At 41.6% G+C, this 26,357-nt stretch carries 25 protein-coding genes and 3 pseudogenes; 23 read left to right on the forward strand and 5 right to left on the reverse strand.

The features are described from left to right. Window positions 1-134: 134 nt before the first annotated feature. The gene (locus ADI58_RS02355; RefSeq protein ID WP_049521314.1) at window positions 135-692 is read left to right on the forward strand and encodes a sugar O-acetyltransferase; all 558 of its coding nucleotides are present in this window, start codon (window positions 135-137) and stop codon (window positions 690-692) included. 151 nt (window positions 693-843) lie between these two features. Here the strand turns inward: ADI58_RS02355 and ADI58_RS02360 are convergent, their stop codons facing one another. Together ADI58_RS02360 and ADI58_RS02365 are read right to left on the reverse strand one after the other, a co-directional pair. After that, window positions 844-1,527 carry a DUF4956 domain-containing protein gene (locus ADI58_RS02360; RefSeq protein ID WP_049521315.1) on the reverse strand — a complete coding sequence of 228 codons (684 nt, stop codon included), beginning with the start codon at window positions 1,525-1,527 and terminating at the stop codon, window positions 844-846. Then, window positions 1,520-2,296, reverse strand: a complete 777-nt coding sequence (locus ADI58_RS02365; RefSeq protein WP_049521316.1) for a polyphosphate polymerase domain-containing protein — start codon at window positions 2,294-2,296, stop codon at window positions 1,520-1,522. The genes ADI58_RS02360 and ADI58_RS02365 overlap by 8 nt, the downstream gene beginning before the upstream one ends. A 229-nt stretch (window positions 2,297-2,525) precedes the next feature. Here ADI58_RS02365 and ADI58_RS02370 point away from each other — a divergent pair, with 229 nt between their 5' ends. Then, complete coding sequence (locus ADI58_RS02370; protein ID WP_049521317.1) at window positions 2,526-3,758, forward strand: carbohydrate-binding domain-containing protein; 1,233 nt, start codon at window positions 2,526-2,528, stop codon at window positions 3,756-3,758. A gap of 249 nt (window positions 3,759-4,007) precedes the next feature. On the opposite strand, the gene ADI58_RS02375 is transcribed toward ADI58_RS02370, so the two are convergent. Beyond that, entirely contained in the window at window positions 4,008-4,241 is a 234-nt protein-coding gene (locus ADI58_RS02375; RefSeq protein ID WP_049521318.1) for a hypothetical protein, read from the reverse strand. Continuing rightward, a complete protein-coding gene (locus ADI58_RS02380) occupies window positions 4,238-4,435 on the reverse strand; it encodes a hypothetical protein (protein ID WP_001215751.1) in 198 nt (65 codons plus the stop codon). Before ADI58_RS02380 ends, ADI58_RS02375 begins: the two co-directional genes overlap by 4 nt. Before the next feature lie 419 nt (window positions 4,436-4,854). On the opposite strand from ADI58_RS02380, the gene ADI58_RS02385 reads away from it, so the two are divergent. From ADI58_RS02385 to rpsD, 12 genes and pseudogenes are all read left to right on the forward strand, one after another. Next, complete coding sequence (locus ADI58_RS02385) at window positions 4,855-5,571, forward strand: ABC transporter ATP-binding protein (RefSeq protein WP_049521319.1); 717 nt, start codon at window positions 4,855-4,857, stop codon at window positions 5,569-5,571. Window position 5,572: 1 nt separating this feature from the next. After that, window positions 5,573-6,655 carry an ABC transporter permease gene (locus ADI58_RS02390; RefSeq protein ID WP_049521320.1) on the forward strand — a complete coding sequence of 361 codons (1,083 nt, stop codon included), beginning with the start codon at window positions 5,573-5,575 and terminating at the stop codon, window positions 6,653-6,655. A gap of 39 nt (window positions 6,656-6,694) precedes the next feature. Further along, window positions 6,695-7,318, forward strand: a complete 624-nt coding sequence (locus ADI58_RS02395; protein WP_049521321.1) for a TetR/AcrR family transcriptional regulator — start codon at window positions 6,695-6,697, stop codon at window positions 7,316-7,318. A gap of 272 nt (window positions 7,319-7,590) precedes the next feature. Next, window positions 7,591-8,355, forward strand: a complete 765-nt coding sequence (locus tag ADI58_RS02405; protein ID WP_049521322.1) for a nucleoside phosphorylase — start codon at window positions 7,591-7,593, stop codon at window positions 8,353-8,355. A gap of 33 nt (window positions 8,356-8,388) precedes the next feature. Continuing rightward, a complete protein-coding gene (locus ADI58_RS02410; RefSeq protein WP_049521323.1) occupies window positions 8,389-9,768 on the forward strand; it encodes a TrkH family potassium uptake protein in 1,380 nt (459 codons plus the stop codon). Between the two features lie 13 nt (window positions 9,769-9,781). Beyond that, on the forward strand, window positions 9,782-10,447 hold the full coding sequence (locus ADI58_RS02415) for a potassium channel family protein (RefSeq protein WP_049521324.1): 666 nt from the start codon (window positions 9,782-9,784) through the stop codon (window positions 10,445-10,447). A 158-nt stretch (window positions 10,448-10,605) separates the two neighbouring features. Next, window positions 10,606-11,622: a glycosyltransferase family 2 protein gene (locus ADI58_RS02420; protein ID WP_049521325.1), complete on the forward strand. Its 1,017-nt coding sequence runs from the start codon at window positions 10,606-10,608 to the stop codon at window positions 11,620-11,622. A 115-nt stretch (window positions 11,623-11,737) separates the two neighbouring features. Beyond that, a pseudogene (locus ADI58_RS02425) lies at window positions 11,738-13,979 on the forward strand (SSURE domain-containing protein); the annotation flags it as partial. A 353-nt stretch (window positions 13,980-14,332) separates the two neighbouring features. After that, window positions 14,333-14,455: pseudogene (locus tag ADI58_RS11720) on the forward strand (LPXTG cell wall anchor domain-containing protein); the annotation flags it as partial. 123 nt (window positions 14,456-14,578) lie between these two features. After that, a complete protein-coding gene (locus tag ADI58_RS02430; RefSeq protein ID WP_049521327.1) occupies window positions 14,579-15,277 on the forward strand; it encodes a response regulator transcription factor in 699 nt (232 codons plus the stop codon). Then, entirely contained in the window at window positions 15,274-16,326 is a 1,053-nt protein-coding gene (locus ADI58_RS02435; protein WP_049521328.1) for a sensor histidine kinase, read from the forward strand. Before ADI58_RS02430 ends, ADI58_RS02435 begins: the two co-directional genes overlap by 4 nt. A 194-nt stretch (window positions 16,327-16,520) precedes the next feature. Next, window positions 16,521-17,132: a 30S ribosomal protein S4 gene (gene rpsD, locus ADI58_RS02440; RefSeq protein WP_000092756.1), complete on the forward strand. Its 612-nt coding sequence runs from the start codon at window positions 16,521-16,523 to the stop codon at window positions 17,130-17,132. A 156-nt stretch (window positions 17,133-17,288) separates the two neighbouring features. Here rpsD and ADI58_RS10580 read toward each other — a convergent pair. Beyond that, a pseudogene (locus tag ADI58_RS10580) lies at window positions 17,289-17,525 on the reverse strand (tyrosine-type recombinase/integrase); the annotation flags it as partial. A gap of 435 nt (window positions 17,526-17,960) precedes the next feature. Here ADI58_RS10580 and ADI58_RS02445 point away from each other — a divergent pair. From ADI58_RS02445 to ADI58_RS02485, 9 genes are all read left to right on the forward strand, one after another. Beyond that, the gene (locus tag ADI58_RS02445) at window positions 17,961-18,113 is read left to right on the forward strand and encodes a hypothetical protein (RefSeq protein ID WP_239683521.1); all 153 of its coding nucleotides are present in this window, start codon (window positions 17,961-17,963) and stop codon (window positions 18,111-18,113) included. A gap of 50 nt (window positions 18,114-18,163) precedes the next feature. Continuing rightward, window positions 18,164-18,439 carry a hypothetical protein gene (locus ADI58_RS02450; RefSeq protein ID WP_080978055.1) on the forward strand — a complete coding sequence of 92 codons (276 nt, stop codon included), beginning with the start codon at window positions 18,164-18,166 and terminating at the stop codon, window positions 18,437-18,439. Between the two features lie 79 nt (window positions 18,440-18,518). Continuing rightward, the gene (locus ADI58_RS02455; RefSeq protein WP_049521329.1) at window positions 18,519-18,818 is read left to right on the forward strand and encodes a DUF7675 family protein; all 300 of its coding nucleotides are present in this window, start codon (window positions 18,519-18,521) and stop codon (window positions 18,816-18,818) included. A gap of 61 nt (window positions 18,819-18,879) precedes the next feature. After that, complete coding sequence (locus tag ADI58_RS02460) at window positions 18,880-19,149, forward strand: hypothetical protein (RefSeq protein ID WP_000590877.1); 270 nt, start codon at window positions 18,880-18,882, stop codon at window positions 19,147-19,149. 44 nt (window positions 19,150-19,193) lie between these two features. Beyond that, window positions 19,194-19,436 (forward strand): hypothetical protein, encoded by a 243-nt coding sequence (locus ADI58_RS11310; RefSeq protein ID WP_049521330.1) that lies wholly within the window; start codon window positions 19,194-19,196, stop codon window positions 19,434-19,436. Between the two features lie 38 nt (window positions 19,437-19,474). After that, on the forward strand, window positions 19,475-19,702 hold the full coding sequence (locus ADI58_RS02470; RefSeq protein WP_049521331.1) for a hypothetical protein: 228 nt from the start codon (window positions 19,475-19,477) through the stop codon (window positions 19,700-19,702). A gap of 745 nt (window positions 19,703-20,447) precedes the next feature. After that, window positions 20,448-21,254, forward strand: coding sequence for a coiled-coil domain-containing protein (locus ADI58_RS02475; protein ID WP_049521332.1), 807 nt, complete (start codon window positions 20,448-20,450; stop codon window positions 21,252-21,254). Between the two features lie 21 nt (window positions 21,255-21,275). After that, entirely contained in the window at window positions 21,276-22,523 is a 1,248-nt protein-coding gene (locus ADI58_RS02480; protein WP_049521333.1) for a toxic anion resistance protein, read from the forward strand. Window positions 22,524-22,836: 313 nt separating this feature from the next. Continuing rightward, window positions 22,837-26,205 carry a type I restriction endonuclease subunit R gene (locus tag ADI58_RS02485; protein WP_080982439.1) on the forward strand — a complete coding sequence of 1,123 codons (3,369 nt, stop codon included), beginning with the start codon at window positions 22,837-22,839 and terminating at the stop codon, window positions 26,203-26,205. Window positions 26,206-26,357: the final 152 nt, after the last annotated feature.

Here is a 26,357-nt window from a genome sequence, read left to right on the forward strand (position 1 = left end):
TTGAGTACGGCAAGGCGACGTTGACGCGGTTTGAATTTGATTTTCGAAGAGTATCAATTGTAGAAAGTGCTCCTTATTCTAGTCAGATACGTAGAAAATTTGATATGATAGTAGGGAACAAGGAGAAGAATACAATGACCAGTGAATACCAGAAAATGATAGCGGGAGAGGTTTACCGTCCATCGGACCCAGAATTGCGGTCCTTGGCTCAGGCTTCTCGCCAAAAACAGTCTGCCTTTAACAAGGAAGAAGATCCCTTGAAGGGAGTCGAAATCATCAAGACTTGGTTTGGGTCAACCGGACAAAATCTTTATGTTAATCCACGCCTGGTGGTCGATTATGGGGTCAATATCCATCTAGGGGAAAATTTTTATTCTAATTGGAACTTGACCATGCTGGATGTTTGTCCAATTCGCATCGGGGACAATGCTATGATTGGTCCCAACTGTCAGTTCTTGACTCCCCTCCATCCATTGGACCCGCAGGAACGTAATTCAGGTGTGGAATACGGAAAGCCCATTACCATCGGAGACAATTTCTGGGCTGGAGGTGGTGTCATTGTCCTTCCTGGAGTAACACTGGGGAATAATGTTGTTGCTGGAGCAGGGGCTGTAATCACCAAGTCCTTCGGCGACAACGTTGTCCTAGCTGGTAATCCTGCGCGTGTGATTAAGGAGATACCTGTTAAATAAAGAGATTGGTAAAAAAGTTTTTAAGATAAGAAAAGCGCATCATATCAGGTGTTTAAAAAACGTTGATATGATGCCTTTTATCATAAATTAGATTAACTTTTTTTCAATTGAGTGTTTACCTAGCTTTTTGAGAGGTTTCACGCTAGAAGTTTTACAAATTCTTTCTCTTCTTAGCATTTTTGGTCAGGGAAACCTGGTAAGTATCCTGTTCTCTAGTGAGGTAATTGATGATTTGAAAGTCGTTGGTTTGAGCCTTGAAATCCACTTCATAGACAGTGGTGACCTGTTCTCCATCATTGCTGGTATCAATCGAGATAAGGTCTAACTCAGTACAGAATTGTGATAGCCCAGATTGGATAGTTTGGAGTTGCTTTTCTTGGTTGGCAATTGTGATGGTTAATAGTCTGCGACGTTGGTGATTGCTCTTGCTTTGTTGCTTTTCTAAAAGAAGCCATACTGCTAAGATAAAGACGGTGAAGAGAATAGCTAGAGCTAGGTAGCCTGTCCCTGCTGCCAGCCCGATAATCATGGCAAGGAAGATCGCAATTAGCTCCCGTGAGCCACTGGTAGCTGAACGGAAACGAATGAGGCTAAAGGTTCCTGCAACAGCGATAGAGGTTCCTAAGCTGCCATTTACCAGAAAGATGACCAAGGTCATCAAGCAGGGGAGTAGGGTCAAACTAACAGCAAATTCCCGTGTATAGAGGGTACGGTGTTTGTAAGCCCAGGTCAGCGCCAAACCTAAAATCAGGCTGACCAAGAGAGCCAGAAAGAGCTGGATAGGATTGGCAGTGGCAGTTGTGTCGTTGAAGATAGAGTTGAAAAGATTAGACATAAGTAGTACCTACACTTTCTGTGCTTGGTCGTGGGCTATAGTCCAGCCCTTGAGACTTGTGGTAGGCACAGCTGTATTTTGAAAATTTCTGCTCTACCAGTCCATATTGGTCGAGAATATCTTGTAGCCATTGGGGTTTTCTACCAGGTGCTTTAATTTCCATGATGACAATGTCCTCGTTTAGTAGAGGGCAACCGTCCTTTCCTGAGAATAAACTGACATTATTATCACGATAGGTTAGATTTTGGTCAATGGTGATACGAATTTTATTGTAGGGAAATTCGCTAATCTCTTTCTTTTCCTTGAGAGAAAAACGGTCGTAGTAAATATACATACGAGGGATAATTGCTTGCTGATATTCCTCTTGGAGTTGTTGAATTTTTTCAATTATCATTCGGTCCTTGATACTGCTATCCAGCTGTCCCTTGGTCATAAACTGGGTGATAGACTGGGGAGTCGATAAGAGACGATGTTTTCGTCCGACACCAGCTCTGTCCTTAGATTTGATTTCTAAAAATACCTGACTATCAGGCTGGACTTGACTGAGATAGGTTCGCATCCGAATCTTTTCTTTACGCTTAGTACCTTGGCCATCCTCCTGAATCATATCAAATTGCTCTGTATCAAAGTAGATGTTGGAAATGGTCGAAGTTGGATAATCATCCTCGACGAGGTATATTTTTAAGTCCTCTATTAAATTAGCCAAGTCAGCTTTGGCAACGACATATTTGGTTTCAATTCGTTTAAAGCTTGTTTCAATTGGTTTCATAAATCCTGTCTCCTTTATCAAACTATTTCAGTACACTATCTTATTAGCAGATAGGTGTGTCTGGGCAAGTTGAACTTGCTTGTAATTAGTCTATGGAATTTTCCTAAAACTTTTGTTAAAGATAACTTAATTGAAACTGAACTTAAGAAAACTTTCAGAAAAAGTTTAGATTTTTTTCAGACTTACCCTGTAAACTAAGGTCAAGCTAAAGGAAGGCGAGGAAAAAAGTATGAAATCAAAAAAATGGACTCTAATCTTAACCAGTTTAACAGCTTTGACCTTGATGACAGCTTGTGGGCAGTCAACGACCAAGTCAAGTACAACTGCAGCGGCAGATACCACTGCTATCACAACTTCAGCTAAAAACAGTCAATCTTCTTACTTTACAGAAAAGGACTACGACACTTCTTATGATGAAAGCACTGCTTCTAAGATTGAGTTATCTGGCTCATCTGCAAGTATCTCTGGAGACGGGGTGACAGTTTCTGGCTCAACGGTGACCATCTCAAAAGCAGGTACCTATGTGATTTCAGGTCAGTCTGACGGAGTGCAGATTAAGGTAGAGGCAGATAAGTCGGCAGATGTTCATCTAGTCCTAAAAGGTGCGACCATGACTAATACCAATGCAGCAATTTCTGCGACGTCAGCAGGTCATGTCTACCTCACTCTAGCAGAGGGAACCACCAACAGTCTCTCTGACTCAAACTCTAACAGTGATGAAAAGGCAAATGCCGCTCTCTTTTCTAAGGTTGATTTGACCATCAATGGCTCAGGAACTCTCACTGTAGATAGTAAGAAAAGCAATGCTATCAAGGCTAACGACACCCTCCACATCACAGGTGGAACCTTTAACATCACATCAGTTGGCGATGCCTTTAATGTCAATGATGAACTTAATGTCACTGGTGCGACCATGACGATCGATGCTAAGGAAGATGGTGTCAAAGTTGACAATGATGACGATATGACTGTCGGAAATATGTATTTGGCGAACAATACCATAACAGTCACAGCAGGCGAGGACGGCATTCACGCTTCTGGAAATCTAGTGATTGATAGTGGTACTTACACAGTCAAGAATGCGACTGAAGGAATTGAAGGGAAATCCATTACAATCAATGGTGGCGATATCAATGTCTACTCGACAGATGATGGGGTGAATGCAGCTAATAAAAATGCCCAGCAAAGTGATATTTACTTTACCATGACAGGTGGCAATCTAACTGTTGAAGTCGGTCAAGGGGACACAGATCCAATCGACTCAAACGGAAATATCACGGTCACAGGCGGTACTATTAAAATGACTGGTCAAACAGGTTTTGACTTTGATGGAACCGCGACCTATACAGGCGGAGACATCTATCTAAATGGCGAAAAACAAACGGAAATCGTTAACTCTATGTCTGGAGGCGGAGGTCCGAATGGAGGTCCTGGCGGTCCAGCCCCTGGCGGACGAGGATAAACAAAAAGGATAGCATTTTAAGAGAAATGTTATCCTTTTTATATCGGTAATAGATTGATATATTACGAGTGATTTTATAATCGTAGCTTTCAAAGGCTAAATTGTTCAGTCATCCGTTTTTGTTTACTTAAATTTCTTGAATTTTAAGAAGGTATTGAGTAGTTTTCCCTTAAATGTTTTGTTTTGGTAGGCGATTGTGAGGGAATTGAAAAATTCAACTGCTAGGTGTTCTTGGTGACCGAGCTCCATCTAGCTTGGGGTTTCTTCTGGGGAAAAGACGCCTAATTTGATGCGGAGTCCACCTTTTTTCATCTTGAACTGATGCATACCATACATCTTGATATCAAGGCTTGTATCGGACATGAGAGTAGCAGTATCACCTGCCATAGAAATTTTTGTATCGGCATCCGGAACGCCTGTTTTTTCAGTATCTAGACTGATAAAGATTTTTTGATAAGTTGGTTGACCGTACTCTCCAATCAACTCCTCACTTCCTGTCCACCGTGAACTCCAGCAAATACAAAATGTTCAGGGTGAATTTTAAAAGGAAGTGCTTGGTCACCCATTTTATTTAGTCCTTGGTTGAAGGCGAAGAAATCTCTCAAAGTAAATCCATCCACGTAAGCAGCTTGTAGGTTACGTCCCTTAACCGAATTCTTAGAAATGCCATGCCGCATTTGGTCTGATTCTGCTAGACGGTCAGCGTAGAGTTCGAGGATTTTTTGACTTCCAAGGGCTAATTTGGTTTCAATTAGGTCTTGAAAATTTCTTAGTCTGTTTCATATAAAAATGAGTAAAATGAATTCCCATTACCAAGGTCATTAGAGTTGCGATAGCAATGACGATGGTTGGATTAGCCGAGAAAAGTAGAGGGAAAATAGGCCTTTAAAAAGTGGACAGAAAGACCATTTCGGAGTATAGAGAGGAAGTTCAAAAATATTTTTAGAAATAAGACATGTGCATTATAAACATCAGATACGAATCTGGTGCTTTATTTTTTAAAGAATTTCAACTTTTTTCTTGACAAGTGAGTAAACACTCACTATAATAGGTCTATATTCAGTAAGTGAGTAAACACTCACCTAGGAGGAAGCATATGAAAAAATTGCTACATTTACAAGATTTGGATAAGTCTTTTTGTCGTCAAATGGTTTTGAATCATGTCAGCTTTGAATTGCAGCCGGGAGAAATTATAGGCTTAATAGGTCCGTCTGGTGCTGGTAAATCGACTATGATTAAGACTATGTTAGGGATGGAAAAAGCTGATGGAGGGGTTGCTTTGGTATTGGATCATACTATGCCCAATCGTCATATTTTAGTAGATATTGGTTATATGGCCCAGTCAGATGCCTTATATGAGGCTTTGTCAGGTCAAGAAAATCTGGAATTTTTTGGTCAGCTAAAAGGGCTATCCAAAAGAGATCTGACAGCTGAAATTGCCCATGTGGCTCAAGTTGTGGATCTGACAGAGCATTTGAATAAAACGGTATCCGGTTATTCTGGAGGAATGAAGCGACGCTTGTCTTTAGCCATCGCGCTTCTGGGGAATCCTCAGCTCTTGATTTTGGACGAACCGACAGTTGGAATCGACCCTTCTCTTCGGAAGAAAATCTGGAAAGAATTATTCGCGCTTAGAGACAATGGGGTTGGGATATTAGTTACTACCCATGTTATGGATGAAGCAGAGTTAACGGATAAGGTCGGCTTATTATTAGGTGGAAAAATCATTGCTTTTGATACACCGCAACACTTAAAAGAAAGTTATCAAGTTTCAAGTATTGAAGAAGTATTTTTGAAAGCAGAAGGAGAGTAAGATGAGAACCATTGCTATTGCTAAAAAAGTTATCAAAGAATTGCTTCGTGACAAACGAACCTTGGCTATGATGTTTGTAGCGCCGGTATTTATTATGTGGCTGATGAACCTCATGTTTTCAGCTAGTACAACCGTGAATGTCAAGTTAGCGACACAAGATCTACCAACTGGTTTGATAACGAAAATGGATGAGCTTGATCATGTGGACATCGAGACTTATCAAGACTTAGATCAGGCCAAAGAAGCGCTAGCAAATGAAAAAGTCGATGCTGTGATTTCTTATAAAGACGGTGAGTATCAGGTCGACTACGCAAATACAGATGCCTCCAAGACATCTATGATACGACAAGTGTTACGAACAAGTATCGCCAGTGAAGGCACCGATCAGTTACTATCTCGTATCAAACAAGATCTTCCACAATTGAAATTAGATGCAAAGGCGCCTGAAATCAAAGAATCTTACCAATATGGAGATAAAAATACTGGATTCTTTGCACGTATGATTCCAATTTTAATTGGCTTTGTGGTCTTCTTCTTTGTCTTTTTGATTTCTGGTATGGCACTTTTGAAAGAGCGCACAAGTGGAACCTTGGATCGCTTGTTAGCAACCCCAGTGAAACGTTCTGAAATTGTCTATGGCTATATGTTGTCTTACGGTATTATTGCGATTTTTCAAACGGCAGTTGTCGTCTTAGCAGCAATTTGGCTACTAGATGTAGAAGTTGTAGGAAATATTTTAAATGTTATAATAGTTAATGTGGTACTGGCTCTTGTAGCACTAGCTTTTGGAATTCTCTTGTCTACTCTAGCAAAATCAGAATTCCAAATGATGCAATTTATTCCTCTCGTGATTATGCCTCAACTCTTTTTCTCAGGGATTATTCCATTGTCATCCATGGGAGCATGGGCTCCAACTGTGGGGAAATTTTTGCCATTAACCTATTCTGGTGATGCAATAAGCCATATTATTCTTTACGGACACAATCTTGGTGATATTTTGCCAAATCTTGGTGTTTTAATGATTTTCTTGATCATTTTAACAATTCTCAATATTGTTGGATTGCGTCGTTATCGTAAAGTTTAGAAATCAACATAAATAATGCTAAAAAGGTGTGAAGATTAGATGGATAAGACTGTTTTTGAATCGTTTGAAGATTACTTAGAAGAAGCGAATTACCCTCAAGGAAAGAAAAAAATCATGCAGGCAGCAGTGGATCTCATATCAACTAGGAGTTACCATGGGACCTCAACTCTTCACATAGCTGAGCGTGCTGGACTAAGCCAGGCAACTTTGTTTAAGTATTTTAAGACGAAGGATGATCTACTGACGGCTATTTTACATCCTGTAGTCCCAGGCATTTTCGGTAGTTTTGTTGAGGAACTCTTAGCTTTTGAAACGACAGAAGAGAGGGCTCGTTATCTCGTCCACGATCGTATGAGCTATCTCAAAAAAAATCGTGCTTTGATGAAAATCATTCTGCAGGAGAGTTTTTCAAATAAGAAACTAAAAAATGAACAGATTTTTATCTGGAATGCTATTCAAGATAAACTTCGAGTGCTTCATAAAGAATTGCTAGCAGATCCACGTGTAAATCCAGAGTTAACGATTCCTCAAATGGTTCGTATTTGTGTTGGTCCATTGTTGGCTTACTTCGCTCAACTTTATATCGTTAGCGACAACGGAGAAATAAAGGAAGAGGACCTAGACTTATTAGAAAAACAGATTTTAGGTGGTTTGTGGAAATAAGGGAGTTCTAGAAGAGCTAAGATTTATTTACTTGACTTTCAAACAAGCTAAAAAAGACATGTTCTGCTTATTTCAGATTCATGTCTTTTTTGTTGTTGGATTTTGTATTCTTCATAAGTCCTCAATCGCTTTGCCAAAACAGAAACCGACTTCTCCAGCGGTGCAACGATTTCTCAAGTGTATGGAAGAGGAGATTTCTGGCTTGCTAAAGAGAATTCCTTGACACTCGGTCAGCATTTGATACAATAGTACAAAATTAGAGGAGGTAGGTTATGATTCAGAAACATGCGATTCCTATTTTAGAGTTTGATGACAATCCTCATGCGGTCATCATGCCTAATCACGAGGGGCTGGACTTGCACTTGCCCAAGAAGTGTGTCTATGCTTTTTTAGGTGAGGAGATTGACCGCTATGCTAGGGAAGTAGGGGCGGACTGTGTCGGCGAATTTGTTTCTGCCACCAAGACTTATCCAATCTATGTCGTGAACTACAAGGGCAAGGAGGTCTGTCTGGCTCAGGCTCCTGTTGGTTCAGCTCCAGCAGCCCAGTTTATGGATTGGTTGATTGGCTATGGTGTGGAGCAGATTATTTCCACTGGAACCTGTGGTGTGCTAGCTGATATAGAAGAAAATGCCTTTCTAGTACCTGTTCGGGCTCTGCGAGATGAAGGAGCTAGTTATCACTATGTGGTAGCTTCTCGTTATATGGAAATTCAGCCAGAGGCTATTGCTGCTATTGAGCGAGTTTTGGAAGTCAGAGGGATTCCCTATGAAGAAGTCATGACCTGGACGACAGATGGTTTTTACCGAGAAACGGCTGAAAAGGTGGCTTATCGTAAGGAAGAGGGCTGTGCTGTTGTGGAGATGGAGTGTTCTGCACTTGCGGCAGTAGCGCAATTGCGTGGGGTCCTCTGGGGAGAGTTGTTGTTTACAGCTGATTCTCTAGCGGACTTGGACCAGTACGATAGTCGTGATTGGGGTTCAGAAGCTTTCGAAAAGGCCTTGGAACTCTGCCTTGAGATAGCCTCTCAGATCTAGGTCCTCTCCTTCTTTTTATGGTACAATGGATGTATGTTATTCAAATTATTTGTGAAAAAACTTGAAAGGGTCTTTGGCGGACTTTCGCCAGCTCGTCGGATTTTCTTAAGTTTCGCTGGAGTTATTTTTATAGGTTCTCTCCTTTTGAGTTTGCCTTTTGTTCAGGCGAGTGGCTCGCAGGCTACTTATTTTGACCATCTCTTTACGACGGTGTCTATGGTCTGTGTGACTGGGCTTTTTACGCAACCAGTGGCTACCACCTATAATGTCTGGGGGCAGTTGATTTGTATGCTCTTGATACAGATTGGTGGTCTGGGGCTCATGACCTTTATCGGGGTCTTTTATATTCAGGGGAAACAAAAGCTCAGTCTTCGCAGTCGTGAAACTATTCAGGAGAGTTTTAGTTACGGGGAGACTCGGTCACTGAAGGCCTTTATGCGGTCCATCTTTTTGACGACTTTTCTGGTGGAGGGATTGGGTGCCTTTCTACTTAGTTTCCGTTTTATTCCTGAGTTCGGCTGGGGACGGGGCATTTTCACCTCTATCTTTTTAGCTATTTCAGCCTTTTGTAATGCTGGTTTTGATAATTTCGGCAGTAGCAGTTTAGTGAATTATCAGACGGATCCTTTAATCAATCTGGTCATTGCAGGTTTGATTATCACGGGTGGTCTCGGCTTTATGGTCTGGTTTGACTTGGCAACCCAGCTAGGAAAGAAGAAAAAACGTCGTCTGCGTTTCCACACCAAGTTGGTCCTCTTCTTGACTGCAGGAATTTTGCTGTTTGGGACAGTATCCACACTCTTTACGGAGTGGCACAATCCAGGAACGATTGGCAATCTCAGTGTCCCAGAGAAAGTGCTGGTTAGCTTTTTCCAAACCGTTAGTATGAGAACGGCTGGCTTTGCTTCTATTGATTACACTCAAGCTCGGCCTGTGACCTTGTTTATCTATATCTTACAGATGTTTCTCGGAGGGGCGCCTGGAGGAACGGCTGGGGGGCTCAAGATTACGACTTTCTTTGTCTTGTTGGTCTTTGCGCGTAGTGAATTGCTGGGCTTGCCTCATGCCAATGTTGCCCAGAGAACCATTGAGGCTCGTACAGTCCAAAAATCCTTTAGTGTCTTCATTATCTTTTTGATGACCTTCTTGTTGGGCTTGATGTTGTTGGGAATTACAGCAGAAGGAACACCGCGATTTATCTACCTCATGTTTGAGACCATTTCCGCCCTTGCGACAGTTGGGGTAACGGCAAATCTGACGCCAGAATTGGGCAAGTTAGCCCTCAGCATTGTCATGTTGCTTATGTTTATTGGCCGTATCGGTCCCTTGACCTTGCTGGTTAGTCTAGCGGATTACCAGCCGGATAAGAAAGATTTGATTCAGTATATGAAAGCAGATATTAGTATTGGATAAGAAAGGAAGAACGATGTCAGATCGTACGATTGGAATTTTAGGCTTGGGGATTTTTGGGAGTAGTGTCCTGACGGCCCTCGCCAAGCAAGATATGAATATCATTGCTATTGATGACCACGCTGAGCGTATCAATCAATTTGAGCCAGTTTTGGCGCGTGGAGTAGTTGGCGATATCACAGATGAGGAACTCCTCAGAACCGCAGGAATTGATACCTGTGATACGGTTGTGGTGGCAACAGGGGAAAATCTAGAGTCGAGTGTGCTTGCAGTTATGCATTGTAAGAGTCTAGGGGTACCAAGGGTTATTGCCAAGGTCAAGAGCCAGACAGCCAAGAAGGTACTGGAAAAAATCGGTGCCGACTCGGTGATTTCACCAGAGTATGAAATGGGGCAGTCTCTAGCACAGACCATTCTCTTTCATAACAATGTTGATGTCTTTCAGCTGGATAAAAATGTGTCTATCGTGGAGATGAAAATTCCGAGTGTTTGGGCTGGTCAAAGCCTGAGCCAGCTGGATCTACGTGGCAAATACAACCTCAATGTCCTAGGGTTTCGTGAACAAGAAAATTCACCACTGGATGTCCAGTTTGGGCCTAATGACCTCTTGAAAGCAGAAGCCTATATCTTGGCTGTTATTAACAACCAGTATCTAGATGACTTGGCAGAACTAAATTCGTAAGGAGGGGAATCCCCTCTTTTTTGATGTCCAAGATAGGAAATAGAGTCAGAACCCCTTGTATTCTAGTAAAAGTCCTTCAAAAACTAGACTTTATGGTAAAATAGAAAGAAGTGACAAGAGAGAGTAAGAAAAAATCAGTCCCCCTAAAGGAGTAGATCATGAAATTATTGTCTATCGCCATCCCTAGCTATAATGCCGCTGCCTATCTTCATTACTGTGTGGAGTCGCTAGTGATTGGTGGTGAGCAAGTTGAGGTTTTGATTATCAATGATGGGTCCCAGGACCAGACTCAGCAAATAGCTGAGCGTTTAGCCAGTAAGTATCCTAGCATTGTTAGAGCCATCCATCAGGAAAATAAAGGCCATGGCGGTGCGGTCAATCGTGGCTTGGCGGAGGCTTCTGGGCGCTATTTTAAAGTAGTTGATAGTGATGACTGGGTGGATCCTCGTGCCTACCTGAAAATTCTTGAAACCTTGCAGCAACTAGAGAGCGAGGGGCAGGAAGTTGATGCCTTTGTGACTAATTTTGTCTATGAAAAGGAAGGCCAGTCTCGAAAGAAGAGTATGAGTTACGAGTCAGTCTTGCCTGTCCAGCAGATTTTTGGCTGGGACCAGGTCGGAAATTTCTCCAAAGGCCAGTATATCATGATGCACTCGCTGATTTATCGGACAGATTTGTTGCGAGCGAGTCAGTTTCAACTGCCTGAGCATACCTTTTATGTCGATAATCTCTTCGTCTTTACCCCCCTTCAGCAGGTCAAGACCATGTACTATCTGCCTGTCGATTTCTATCGTTATTTGATTGGGCGTGAGGACCAGTCTGTCAATGAGCAAGTGATGATTAAACGCATTGATCAGCAACTCAAGGTCAATCGACTCTTGGTAGACCAGCTTGACTTGTCCAAAGTAAGCCACCCCAAAATGCGAGAATATCTGTTGAATCACATTGAAATCACGACGGTGATTTCCAGTGCCCTGCTCAACCGAGCTGGAACAGCGGAACATCTGGCAAAAAAACGTGAGTTGTGGACCTATATTCAGCAGGAAAATCCAGATGTCTTTCAAGCTATCCGTAAGACCATGCTCAGCCGTTTGACCAAACATTCAGTCTTGCCAGCTCGGAAACTTTCCAATGTCGTCTATCAAATCACCAAGTCTGTTTATGGATTTAATTAATATAAGTATTTTATAAGAGGGATTTAAGAAAAATTTTAACTTTTTCTTAATCCTTTTTAATTTTAGGAGATTATACTAGAGTCATCAAATAAAGAAAAACTCTAAGGAGAATCCTATGAAATTCAATCCAAATCAAAGATACACTCGTTGGTCTATCCGCCGTCTTAGTGTCGGTGTTGCCTCAGTTGTTGTAGCCAGTGGCTTCTTTGTTCTAGTTGGTCAACCAAGTTCTGTACGTGCCGATGTAGTCAATCCAACCCCTGCTCAAGTTGGGCCAGATGCTACTTCGGTGAGTGAAAAGAGCGACTTACCAGCAGAACTTCTCAAAGAAGCAGTCGATACAGCTCTTCCTTCAGAACAGGCAGACTCAACACCTAAAGCAAGCTTGGATACTACAAACTCTCCAGAAAAAGCAGCTACGGGTGCTAAAGATCAAGTGGTAGCGCCAAAAGAAGAAGTGCAAGCAAAACCAGAATCTAAGAAAGAAACAGAAGATGCGGTTAAACCTGCGACAAATCCTGCTCCTACAGTTCCTGGACAAGACCGTGAAGCAAATGAAGTTCAACCAGCAACTACCCCAGCTGAGGTGCAAAAGGGTGTGGCCGACAATACTAAAGACACAGTAGATGTTCCAGCTACTTACTTGGATAAAGCCAATTTCCCAGGTCCATTCACAGCCGGCGTCAACCAAGTTATTCCATATGAATTCTTCGCTGGTGACGGTATGTTAACCCGCCTTATCTTGAAAGCATCTGACAAGGCCCCATGGTCAGACAATGGTTCAGCTAAAAACCCCGCTCTTCCACCAGTAGAAAAATTGGGCAAAGGTCTCTACTTCTATGAAGTGGACTTGGCAGGTACCCAAGGTAAATCTGATAAAGAGCTTCTAGACCTTTTGAAACAAAATGGCACTCAAAGTTACAAGGCAACTATCAAGGTGTACGGTGCCAAAGATGGCAAGGCTGATTTGACTAATATCGTAGCGACTAAGGATTTGGATGTCAACTTGAATGGCTTAACTACTCCAGCTGAAGTGCAAAAAGGCGTGGCTGACAATACTAAAGACACAGTAGATGTTCCAGCTACTTACTTGGACAAGGCCAACTTCCCAGGCCCATTCACAGCCGGTGTCAACCAAGTTATTCCATATGAATTCTTCGCCGGTGACGGTATGTTAACTCGCCTTATCTTGAAAGTATCAGATAAAGCCCCATGGTCAGACAACGGATCAGCTAAAAATCCTGCTCTTCCACCAGTAGAAAAATTGGGCAAAGGACTCTACTTCTATGAAGTAGATTTGGCTGGTACCCAAGGCAAATCAGATAAAGAGCTTCTAGACCTTTTGAAACAAAACGGCACTCAAAGTTATAAAGCTACTATTAAAGTGTACGGTGCTAAAGATGGCAAGGCTGATTTGAGCAATCTTGTAGCGACTAAGGATTTGGATGTCAACTTGAACGGCTTGACTACCCCAGCTGAAGTGCAAAAAGGCGTGGCCGACAACACTAAAGACACAGTAGATGTCCCAGCTACTTACTTGGACAAAGCCAACTTCCCTGGTCCATTCACAGCCGGCGTCAACCAAGTCATTCCTTACGAATTCTTCGCTGGTGACGGTATGTTAACTCGCCTTATCTTGAAGGCTTCAGACAAGGCTCCATGGTCAGACAACGGCTCAGCAAAAAATCCAGCTCTTCCACCAGTAGAAAAATTGGGCAACGGCCTCTACTTCTACGAAGTGGACTTGGCCGGCACCCAAGGTAAATCAGATAAAGAGCTTCTAGACCTCTTGAAACAAAACGGTACTCAAAGTTATAAAGCTACCATCAAGGTATATGGTGCGAAAGATGGCAAGGCAGATTTGAGTAATCTCGTAGCAACAAAAGAATTGGATGTCAACTTGAACGGCTTGACTACTCCAGCTGAAGTGCAAAAAGGCGTAGCCGACAACACTAAAGACACAGTAGATGTTCCAGCTACATACTTGGACAAAGCCAACTTCCCAGGCCCATTCACAGCTGGTGTCAACCAAGTCATTCCATACGAATTCTTCGCTGGTGACGGTATGTTGACTCGTCTGATTTTGAAAGCCTCCGACAAGGCTCCATGGTCAGATAACGGTTCAGCAAAAAATCCAGCTCTTCCACCAGTAGAAAAATTGGGCAAAGGTCTTTACTTCTATGAAGTAGACTTGGCAGGAACTCAAGGTAAATCAGACAAAGATTTATTAGACCTCTTGAAACAAAACGGCACTCAAAGTTATAAAGCTACTATCAAAGTGTACGGTGCGAAAGACGGCAAGGCAGACTTGAGCAATCTTGTAGCGACTAAGGATTTGACAGTAAACTTGCATGGACATCAGTCTCTGATTCCGATGCAGTCAGGTTTCGTCCCATCTTCTAATGGTTCAGCTATGCCGGCTCCAATGATGAATAGTCATCAAGATGCGTCTAAGATGAACGCTCAAATGCCTAGTGCCAATCAAGATGAGATGAAATCTAAAATGCCAGCTGCTAGTCAGGATAAGATGATGCCTAACAAAGAGCAGGATAAAACCATGAATACTAGCCAGCCTATGGCAACACCAGGCATGAAACAAGATCAGGATCAAGTTCCAGCAGCCTCAAGCAAAATGCCTGATGAAGGCAAGATGGCATCTAATAACAAGGTGTCAACTCCAATGACGGCTGATCAAATGAAAGACCAAAAAGACATGCTTCCATATACTGGTGAAGCCCAAACCTCAATGGCTACTATTGGATTCTTTGGATTAGCATTGGCTGGCCTGCTAGGTGGACTCGGTTTGAAAGCTAAAAAAGAAGAAAATGACTAGTCTAGCTACAGACTTTCTATCTAGGATATGAAAAATCTAGATATCGTTTAGAATGTTCGTAAAGAGATTAAAATAGTGTTATACTATTGTGGTATAGCACTGTTTTTTTCAAAGGAGAGACAGATGGGAAAGACAATTTTACTCGTTGACGACGAGGTAGAAATCACAGATATTCATCAACGTTATCTGGTTCAGGCAGGATATCAGGTTTTGGTGGCCCATGATGGAGTAGAGGCCTTAGAAATCTTCAAGCGAAAACCGATTGATTTGATTATTACAGATATCATGATGCCTCGGATGGATGGTTATGATTTGATTAGTGAGGTTCAGTATCAATCTCCAGATCAGCCTTTTCTCTTTATCACGGCTAAGACTAGCGAGCAGGACAAGATTTATGGCCTGAGCCTAGGGGCAGATGACTTTATTGCCAAGCCCTTTAGCCCTCGTGAGCTGGTTTTGCGTGTCCACAATATCTTGCGTCGCCTTCATCGTGGAGGTGAGACAGAAGTCGTCAGTCTCGGGGATTTACGGATGAATCACGGTAGTCATGAGGTCCAAGTCGGAGATGTGGCGCTTGATTTGACAGTCAAATCCTTCGAACTTCTATGGCTTTTAGCCAGCAATCCAGAGCGGGTTTTCTCTAAGACAGACCTCTATGAAAAGGTCTGGCAGGAAGACTATGTGGATGATACCAATACCTTGAATGTTCATATTCATGCTCTTAGACAGGAGTTGACTAAACATGCTAGTGCAGAAACACCGACCATCAAAACCGTCTGGGGCTTGGGCTACAAAATTGAGAAAGCACGAGGTAGTCAATGAAATTAAAAAGTTATATTTTAGTGGGGTATATCATTTCAACACTCCTAACGATTATCGTGGTTTTTTGGGCCATCCAGCGAATGCTAATTGAAGAAAGAGAAATTTATTTCCTAGTGGGTATGACTCTCGTGGCTAGTTTTATCGGTGCTGGGATTAGTCTCTTTCTTTTATCACCGGTCTTTACTTCATTGAGCAAACTCAAGGAACATGCCAAGCGAGTAGCGGACAAGGACTTTCCATCAAATCTGGAGGTTCAAGGCCCTGTAGAATTTCAACAATTAGGCCAAGCTTTCAATGAAATGTCCCATGATTTGCAGGCCACCTTTGATTCCTTGGAAGAAAGCGAGCGAGAAAAGGGTTTGATGATTGCCCAGCTGTCGCATGATATCAAGACCCCTATCACTTCGATCCAAGCGACGGTAGAAGGGATTTTGGATGGGGTTATCAAGGAAGGAGAACAGGACCATTATCTAGCAACCATTGGACGCCAGACAGAAAGACTCAATAAACTGGTTGAGGAGTTGAATTTTTTGACTCTAAACACAGCTAGAAATCAGGTCGAAACGACCAGCAAAGACAGCATTTTTCTGGACCAGCTCTTGATTGAGTGCATGAGTGAATTTCAGTTCTTGATTGAGCAGGAAGAGCGAGATGTCCATTTGCAGGTAATTCCAGAGTCTGCCCGGATTGAGGGAGATTATGCCAAACTTTCTCGTATCTTGGTTAATCTGGTCAATAACGCTTTTAAATACTCAGCTCCAGGAACCAAGCTGGAAGTGGTGGCTAAGCTGGAAAATAGCCGTCTTTCAATCAGTGTGACAGATGAGGGACAGGGGATTGCCCCAGAGGATTTGGAGAATATTTTCAAACGCCTTTATCGTGTAGAGACTTCGCGTAACATGAAAACAGGTGGTCATGGCTTAGGGCTTGCGATTGCGCGTGAATTGGCCCATCAATTGGGTGGAGAAATTACAGTCAGCAGCCAGTACGGTCTAGGAAGCACCTTTACCCTCGTTCTAAACCTTTCTGGCAATGAAAATAAAGCTTAAAACCCCTTTACAAATCCAGCCATTCATGGTAGAATGGATTTTGTGCGAAATATCAGCAGGAAAGCATGAAGCTCGTCAACAGGTGTCTTATGATAAGTAACCTTGGCTGTTTAGGCGAAGGGCATCTGCACGAATCAGGGCTTTCTAAGTGACTATTTCCACCGAAATATTATTTATATCAGGAGGACATTCACATGTCACGTTATACAGGACCATCTTGGAAACAAGCTCGTCGCCTTGGCCTTTCACTTACAGGTACAGGTAAAGAATTGGCACGTCGTAACTACGTACCAGGACAACACGGACCAAACAACCGTTCTAAATTGTCAGAATACGGTTTGCAATTGGCTGAAAAACAAAAACTTCGTTTCACTTACGGTGTAGGTGAAAAACAATTCCGTAACTTGTTCGTACAAGCTACAAAAATTAAAGGCGGAATCTTAGGTTTCAACTTCATGCTTCTTTTGGAACGTCGTTTGGATAACGTTGTTTACCGTCTTGGTCTTGCGACTACTCGTCGTCAAGCTCGTCAATTCGTAAACCACGGTCACATCCTTGTTGACGGAAAACGCGTTGATATCCCATCATACCGCGTAACTCCAGGTCAAGTGATCTCAGTTCGTGAAAAATCATTGAAAGTTCCAGCTATCCTTGAAGCAGTAGAAGCTACTCTTGGACGTCCAGCATTCGTATCATTCGACGCTGAAAAATTGGAAGGTTCATTGACTCGCTTGCCAGAACGCGACGAAATCAACCCAGAAATCAACGAAGCACTTGTCGTTGAATTCTACAACAAAATGTTGTAATATTTTATTAAATAAGATAGGCTGTAAAGCCTTGATATTAAGCACTTTGGGGCGCTTTCCCTTAGTGCTTTTTTTGTTTTTACTACCCTTTTAGTTACCCTTAACTAATTTTAGGTATAGTAAGAGGGTAGCCCCAAAATGGGACACCCTTATTATTTATAAATTACTAATAGCCGATTCAAAGATTGAGACGGCTTTTTTTGCTCCCTCTTTGGTAGCATGGACATAAGTGTTTAAAGTCATAGAGATATTAGAGTGACCTAATCTGTATTGTAAGTCTTTGGCTTCTATGCCAGCGTATAGCATGATTGTAGCGTGAGTGTGTCGGAAACCGTGGAAACTAATATCAGGTACACCAGCATGTTTGAAACGTGTGTTTAAACGAGTTGCTAGTGTTTTATTGTTTGGGTATTGAGGAAATTAGAGAAGTTTAAAAGTCTATCATTTTAAATTTGATGTTTACAAAATGATAAGCAGATAAGCAAAGCAATAACTTGCCTTAATTCCTTATCAAATAGTATGGAGAATGGACTTGAACCAAGAGCGAACGCCGAGAAAATGCAAAAAAAAGCACTTAGAAAAATCTAAGCGCTCAAGAGTAGTGGACGGTGTGCCTGTCCCGTCATCTCATACTATGAAGTTGCGTAGCGACACTATCATTTCTACATCACTTCTCTTTAAACTAATTATATCATAAAGGAGTAGCAGCTTGACCACTGACGAAGTAGAAAAGAAGCTAAAAAGCTATTGTAATGGTATCTTGTTGATTGAATATTAGGATAGGAAAGTTTATAATGAATTTAAAGTAAAGGAGGTTTCGTTTTAGATATGATGATACCACCAAGCAAAGAGCTGTTGATTTTTTATAATCAAATTCATAAGTGGATTGACCAAGTTTATCCAGACCAAGATAAACCTTCTGTATCATTTAAGAATGACACTCCACAATCCATTTTAGATTTATTTGATAGTATCAAATAAATCTAAAATTGGTTTTGATTACTCAGACCATAAGTATTGAAATAAAAATTATGGATAAGTTAAACACGAAAAATAAGATATGTGCTGTTTATAAAATTGCGAATCGTCTTGTTTCGATTACTGTTGAGAATCCTGATTTTTCAGATTTGAAAATCAATCATTTTGTAAGAATCGGAGAAAAAGAGTATAGGGTGCGTAGTGTTCCTATGATTTGTTCAACTCCACCTAAATCTATCTTTAGTTTAGATACTTTTACAATCGATTACACAGAGGATGACTTGATGAATAAAGAGGCGGTATTTAGGAGATTGGATAGCGAAGCTTAACGGATCAATTAGAAATTGTAGTAAGAATCTAGTCTTTTTAATAAAAGACATATAAGAAATGATAGGAAAAGTCAGAATAATGACAGATTTTAATGAGAATGAATGCGATGATTTAGAGTTGCTAGATGGGATATGTGACTCCGTTACAGCAGAATCTTTTCTTGAAGGATACAGTGATTTTTACAAAGAGACTGAAGAGTCAAAAATATGGTGGATTGATAAAATAGATTCTATAGGAGAACATCTATTGAGCTTTGATCGGAAAAAAATTTACAACTTATTTGAGGACTATCCTTATAATATGACTGAAGAAGAGGTTGAAATTTTTGATAGTGAAAATCCTTTTTGGAGAGATTTTTTCTCAGACAGGAAATTATAAGCAATCTATTTATATTTGGCTTTTTGGAAATAAGGCTAATAGAAAATAAAGGTATTTAAAGATGATTAAAATTTCAATTAGTTTGTTACTAGATGCGATTGAAGATAACATAAACGACGAAGAGCTTCAATCTATCGATTTCGAGAGCTATATTAGAAAAATTACAAAAGAATTCCAGGGAGAAAATGGTGAATTTTTAGTAAAAGAAGAAGCGTTTGAAACACTCCCTTTGGACAGAGATAAAAAGGATAAAATCATTGAGCAAATAAAGCAAAATAGTCAAAATGTTTTCAAAGACGATTTTGATACCTTGTTGCAATTATATTTTTGAGAGTCAAGAATAGTTCCAGTGCCTTATTTTACAATAAATATAAAATGATAAAGATTGATAAACAAATTATTACGATGTACAAAATAGAAGATGGAGTCTCTAAAAGGCAGTATTCTATTGTGAGTGGAGGTTGTAAAGGTATTGCAACTATCGATAAAATTACTTTGGAATATAGCTATGTTGGAGATGATTTAGGGCAATTTACTTCATTTGTCAAAGATACTTTGACTAAAAGTATTAAGTTAGGAAAAGAATTGCCAGATAAGTTTTCGTATGGCTTTGGATAAGTTATGGAATATCTTATATAGGAGAATCAAGATATATTATGGCGATATTTGATGATTTACGAGCATTGTATGACAATGGTTGGGACGCTTCTTTTGATTATAATGGTCAAGTATGTGGTATTTTTCCTAATTCTGTTTATGACATTGTTGTTATTGTTGCGGACAACGAATATAGAGCATCTTCTTTCGATGAGTTAATTTCTTTACAGATTAAAGGGAAAACTTTGCTGGAAATCATGAGTGAGGCGGAAGTGCAATATGGTTGAAGGACACTAGAGAAAAGATAGGCACACGAATTGAAAGTTGAGAAAAAAGTGATATAATGAAGATATGAAGGATAGAGGTTGAGAATCTGTCACCAACGCGCCACGTATAGTGGGTCGAGAAATGCAGGAGCCCCGACAGTCCTGCCTATCCTTGCAAGTGAATCAGCCCTTAGCTACGAATCTATGGGCTTTTTGCTTTGTCTTAAAACGTTGATTTCTGGGTTTGTTCAGAGATTTGCTAGTAAGGTTATTTGTGTATCTAAGTCTATCTATTCCAAGAATGACGCGATATTGATGATATAATATTTTGGCCTCCTCAGTTTAATGAAGGGAGGTGTTATGTATGCTAGAGTTACTTTCCCTTTTTCTAGCTCCGTTACTTGTTAACGTACTATCTGAGCTTTTCAAGCTATGGATAAAGAGACGTAGCAAGTAGCATTTAACCCTTTTAGAGGGTAGCAAAAACCCCCATTGGTGGCACGGTGGGGGTTTTTAGTTATATATGCTAGAAGCATTATTTTCCCTTTATGCTCTCATTCTAACACAACCCTTTCGATATTTCAAGCTTTTGTTTTGATATTCCTCAGAGTGTGTTTATGATTTGAGTCCGCTTTACTGAAATTAGCCCACGCGCTACTAGCTTCCATTCTACAGCAAAGAAATCAACTCTTTTCTAGGGGATTTCCGCCCTCATTTTGCTCTTTTGTGCTAAAATAGACTTATAAATTGAAAATAAGGAATGTTTATGAAATCGGGTAATGGTTTTTGGAAAGGCTGTCTCTATTTTTGGGGCTTCTTGTTCTTATTGGGCCTTTTGGTTCAATATGCTCTTCCGCTTGCGGCTTGTGTACTGCTAGGCTATGGTGGTTATCGCCTCTATAAACGTTGGCGCTATCCTCTTTTGCAGGATCGTTCGCTCGATGATCGGATTGAGCTTTTAAAAGCTCGGATTCGTCAGGCGGACAAGGATATTCAGCAATTAGAGGGAACTTTAGTAGAAAAAGGCTCAGATTCCTATAAGAGTCTGGCCAATCAAGTATTAATCGAACTGCGGGAAATCCATCAGGAGGCGGATCGTCTCAAGTCCTATATCGATGCTGATGTCTATAATCGTATTGATAAAAAGGTTCGTACAGTAAGGGCAAATATCGATGTTCAGCTAGAACGTTTGGATAGAGAAAGTCAGGTAGATCTTGAAAATGCGGAACCAGAGGAATTAGCTCCAGAATTGTCCCAGACCTTGGCCAATATTGCCGTTGACCATCAGGCTATTTTAGACAAGATTGCTACCTCTGCTGAAGGGGATAAGGAAGAATTGACGGCCATTCATAGTTTGAAAATGGAGAAATTCCAAACGATTCTGGAAGGCTATTTAAAGATTAAGGCCAATCCGAAGAACTATAATCGAGCAGAAGAACGTTTGCAACAAGCTAAAGCAGCTATCGAACAATTTGACCTTGAGCTTGACCAAGTTTTGAGAGAACTCAATGAAACAGATATGCGTGATTTTGATATCAGTTTGCGTATCCTAGAAAAAGATCGTAAAGAATAGGTTAGAAACAAAGGAGTAACCATGACAGAATTTAATTTTGATATTGACCAGATTGCCAATAATACGGTAGCTAAGGTGGATAAAACAACCCAAATCATCGAGACCAATACTGGCTCGGACAAGACCTTGACCTTCCTTGAAAAGTTGAGCCCTGAGCAGCAAGAAGGAATCAAGGCGCACGTGCCTCAGTTAGTAGACCAGTTTGTCACCAATCAAAATGCTCTCTTAGATTTTGGACAATCTGCTGTAGAAGGTGTGAACAATACAGTCAATCATATCTTGTCAGAACAAAAGAAACTGCAGATTCCCCAAGTGGATGACTTACTCAAGAATACCAACCGTGAGTTGCAAGGCTTTGTCGTCAAATACAAGAACGCTGAAATTGCTGAGTTAGAAGAGAAGCCAAACTTTTTGCAACGCTTGTTTAACAAGAGCAAGAATACCCTACAGGAATTTTACTTTGACTCAAAAACAGTGGAGCAAAAGCTGGATGGCATGGCTGCCGCAGTGGTCAAGCAAGAAGATGTGCTAGCTCGAAATATCGTCTCTGCTGAGATGTTGATTGAGGACAATACCAAATCCATTGAAAATCTAGTGGGAGTGATTTCCTTTATCGAAGCCAGCCAGACAGAAGCTGGTAATCGCGCTGCAGAACTGAAAGCTCAAGCTGACCAACTCGATACAAGTACGGTAGAATACCAAACCAAATCACAAGAATTGGCCCGCATGGCTGAAGTGGTCAATACCCTTGAACAACAACACACAGAGTATGTCAGCCGTCTCTATGTTGCCTGGGCAACAACACCTCAGATGCGCAATCTGGTGAAGGTGTCATCTGATATGCGCCAAAAATTGGGCATGCTTCGTCGCAATACGATTCCAACAATGAAGCTTTCTATTGCCCAACTGGGTATTTTGCAACAATCAATGAAATCAGGTGTCGTGGCAGATGCCATTGTCAATGCCAATAATGCTGCCCTTCAGATGCTAGCTGAAACCAGTAAGGAAGTGATTCCGCAGATGGAGAGAATTGCACAAAGCCCGACAGTCGCTGTCGAATCTGTTACCAAACTGGCTGAAAGTCTGGTTGCACAAAACCAAGGTATCGTTGCTGCCATTGAATTGGGACGCCAGAAACGTGCCCAACTAGAAACAACCATCGTCAAGTCCGCAGAAATGATCAACGATTCTGTCAAGCTACGCGATGAGAAAATCGTCCAAGCCCTTCTAGACCAAGGAAAGGCCGCTCAGAAAGAAGTACAAGAATAACACACAAGTCCCTTGTAATGTAGATTTGCAGGGGATTTTGCTTGTTTTAGTAGAAGTTTGAAGGTCAGGGGATTATTGCCAGATTTAGAGAGAATGCCCTAGAAAACCTTTTTATTACTAGTCTTTTATGATACAATGGAAGGAAGTAAAGGCGCTGTTTTTTCGATGTCGCAACGCCTTGGATGAATGAAAAGGAAGAGTCCCTATGGTTAAGCAAACAAGTCCCATGCAGAGAGCTATATTCGTGTCCTCGTGCCCATTTTCAAAACCTGCCAATTTCCTTGGTAGGCTTTTTGCTGAATAGAAGTGGAGGATGGACATGATGTACACTTTATCAAAAGAATTAGAACAAGAACTCATCGTTTCAGCACCTGAGTTACAGCCTAGTTATGCTGCCATCGTAGAATACCTAGAAGCTATCAACCAGAAAGAAGCATCTGGAAGCAATTCTCAGGAACTCCAGAACCAGCTTGCTATTCAGCTGGGACGTTTAGAAGATTTGGTGCAGGGCTATATCCAAATAAAGAAGAACCCGCATCACTACCTAGATGCAGATAAAGAATTGACAGCAGGCTATCAAGCTATAAAAGGGACGGAGCAAGATCTTCTCAAAAAATTGCAATATCTCAATCAAGCAGCCTTGCAGGATTTCCATATCAGCCAGAGACTCTCTCCTAAAGACGAGACTGCTATCCCTGTAGCAGGCAAAGCCAAAACCAAACAGGAATTGGCTATCGAGCGAGATTTAATCAACCAGCTGACAAAGGGAGAAAGTCAATGGGTGTATCGACCTGAGTTAAATACAGAAGACCTCCTATGGGGAAACTTTTTTGCCAAGCTGGAAGCCAATAATGTCCGCATTTTGCAAGACCATCCCCTTACAAATTCAGAGAAAAATCAAATCAAAAACCAACTCAATTTCGTCAACTTCTACGAAGCAGCCAAGTGGATAGCAGGGGAAAATGGCATTGCCAAGGTGCAGGTTCAACGTGAAGATGCTAGTTTAGGCACCATTCGATTGGAAGTCTTGTGGAGAAACAATGTCGCTGGTGGCAAATCCAGCTATGAGGTTGTCAACCAAGTCATCACAGGCGGAGAAGGGATTCGCCAGCGCCGTGGGGATGTGACTTTGTTAATCAATGGTCTGCCCATGATTCAAATCGAACTAAAAAGCCGTTCTCATCCTTATATGGATGCCTTCCGTCAGATTAAGAAATACGACCAAGAAGGACAGTTCAGAGGTATTTTTTCAAGCCTTCAGATGTTTGTCGTCTCTAATGTCACAGACACTCGCTACATCGCAGCTGCCAAAGCCAACAAGCTAAATGAACGCTTCTTGACCAAGTGGGTGGATAGTGAAAATAGACCTCAACCTCAACTATTTGACTTTGCAGAGTCTGTCTTGTCGATACCGAGAGCCCACGAGATGGTCATGCAGTATTCTGTCATTGATGATGACAAGAAGGCCTTGATTTTATTGCGCCCCTATCAGGTACATGCCATTGAGGCTATCCGTGAAGCCAGTCGCCAGCGCCAGTCGGGCTATATTTGGCATACGACTGGTTCAGGCAAGACCCTGACCTCTTATAAAGTTTCTCGCAATCTGCTCCAGATACCATCCATTGAGAAGACAATCTTTGTGATTGATAGGACAGACCTCGACCAGCAGACGACCAGTTCTTTTCAGTCTTACGCAGAGAACGATATGATTGATATCGACGAGACTGATGATACACAGGAATTGGTTAAAAATCTGGCTTCTGATGACCGCCGTGTCGTTGTGACGACCATCCAGAAAATCAATGCTATGATTCGCCAGTTTGATGAAGGGCGTCACCAAAAGGTTTACAATCGTATCAAACAACTCAAACTAGCCTTTGTCGTCGATGAATGCCATCGCGCAGTGACTCCTGAACGCCAGCGCCACCTAGAGCATTTCTTTACAAATTCTCTCTGGTATGGGTTTACAGGAACGCCTATCTTTACAGAAAATAAACGTGAACAAAAAGGAGACCTTGCTCAGACGACCGAAGAGCAGTATGGTGACTGCCTCCACCAATATACCGTCAAAGAAGCCATTCATGACAAGGCGGTTCTTGGCTTTAATGTAGAGTATCAGACAACCATGCCTGGTTGGGCAGAAGATGAGATTGACGAGGAGCGTTATGATGACGAAGGCCACATGCTTGCTGTATTAGATGCCATTCTCAATCGCTCAAGACGCAAACTCGGTTTCCAAAATGGGGTAGGAAAAACCTATGAAGCCATTTTGACCGTCAAAAGTATTGCCCGTGCACAGGCCTATTATAACCTGATTAAGCAAGTCAAAAATGGAGAAAAGTCTCTAAGCATCTCGGAAAATGTTAAAAAGATTTTGCCAGACTTTCCTAAGGTTGCTACTACTTACTCAGTGACAGAAAATGAAGCAGACTCCTATGTCAACCAAGCCTACATGGAGGAGAGTTTAGAAGACTACAATGCCATGTTTGGTACCCACTTTAGCCTAGCAACCATTGCTTCCTACAATAGTGACCTCAACGACCGTCTGGCTCGTAAGAAAGAACGCTTTGCCTTCCGTGAGGAGCAGTTGGACCTGGTTATCGTTGTGGACCGCTTGTTGACAGGCTTTGATGCCCCTTGCCTATCGACCCTGTTCATGGATCGTCAGCCCATGAAACCCCAGCACATCATTCAGGCCTTTTCACGAACCAATCGCCTCTTTGATGAAGGCAAGAAATTCGGTCAAATCGTTACTTTCCAAACGCCTGACCGCTTTAAAGAAAAAGTGGATGAAGCTCTGAGCCTTTACTCAAATGGTGGCGAAACCAGTGTCTTAGCCCCAGAATGGCAGGAGGAGAAGGCCAAGTTTCTGGAGAAGGTTCATCAACTACTGGCTATTGCTCCAAGTCCAGAGCAGGTGCCTGATTTGGATACAGCGACAGATGCAGAATTAAAACGCTTTGCTAAGGCCTTCCAAGAATTTGACAAGCTCCTATCCTCTATACAAGTCTATTCTGACTATGATGAGAAAGTCATCCTCAGAGAGATTGGTCTCAGCCTAGAGGACATCGAGAACTTTGCCGGCCAATATCAAAATGTCATCGAAGAACTCCGCAGACGCAGAAAAGAAGACCAAGAAGAGGAAGGCGTTCTGCTGGATATAGAGTATGAGCTCGAATCCATCCGCACCGACGAGATAAACTATCACTATATCCTCTCTCTCATCCAAAACATGATTGAAAATCGGGGAAACCTTATCGGTAAAAAGGAAAAGAGTCTGGTAGATAACTATATCGAAGATTTGAACAAATCCAATCCCAAGTTATCCAGCCTCATCTCCAAACTCTGGCAGAATGTCCAAGCAGATGCTAAGAGCTATCAGGGGCAGTCTGTAACCCATAAGTTGGATGAGATGATTGAGCTAACAACCCAGAAAAAGATTCGTGAAACGGCAGATTATTGGCAGATAGGAGAGGATGAACTCCAGTTCGTAGTGGATAACTACCGCATCGGACGAGACAAGCAAAATGGCGAAAAAGCCATCACCGAGTCTCAGGACTATCTGGCCTATAAGGAAGCCCACGGAGACAAGGCACTACCAAAACTCAAATACAAAAAAGCCCTCAAAGAGGACTATATGCGCATGATTTCAGAGGATATCTTACCGCTGAGGGGGAGATAAAATGCTTATTTGATTCTTCTTATTTGCTAGGTGTTTAACTCTATCTTGTCAAATCATCCTATCTATTGTTTTAAAATAGGCAAAATTGAAGAATAGAAATCAAAAGAGAAAATCTAAAGTGTAGAAATAAGAAAATGGAGTAATAGAAAGGG

Origin of the sequence: Streptococcus mitis, from assembly GCF_001074635.1 — a bacterium.
Classification (GTDB): domain Bacteria; phylum Bacillota; class Bacilli; order Lactobacillales; family Streptococcaceae; genus Streptococcus; species Streptococcus mitis_E.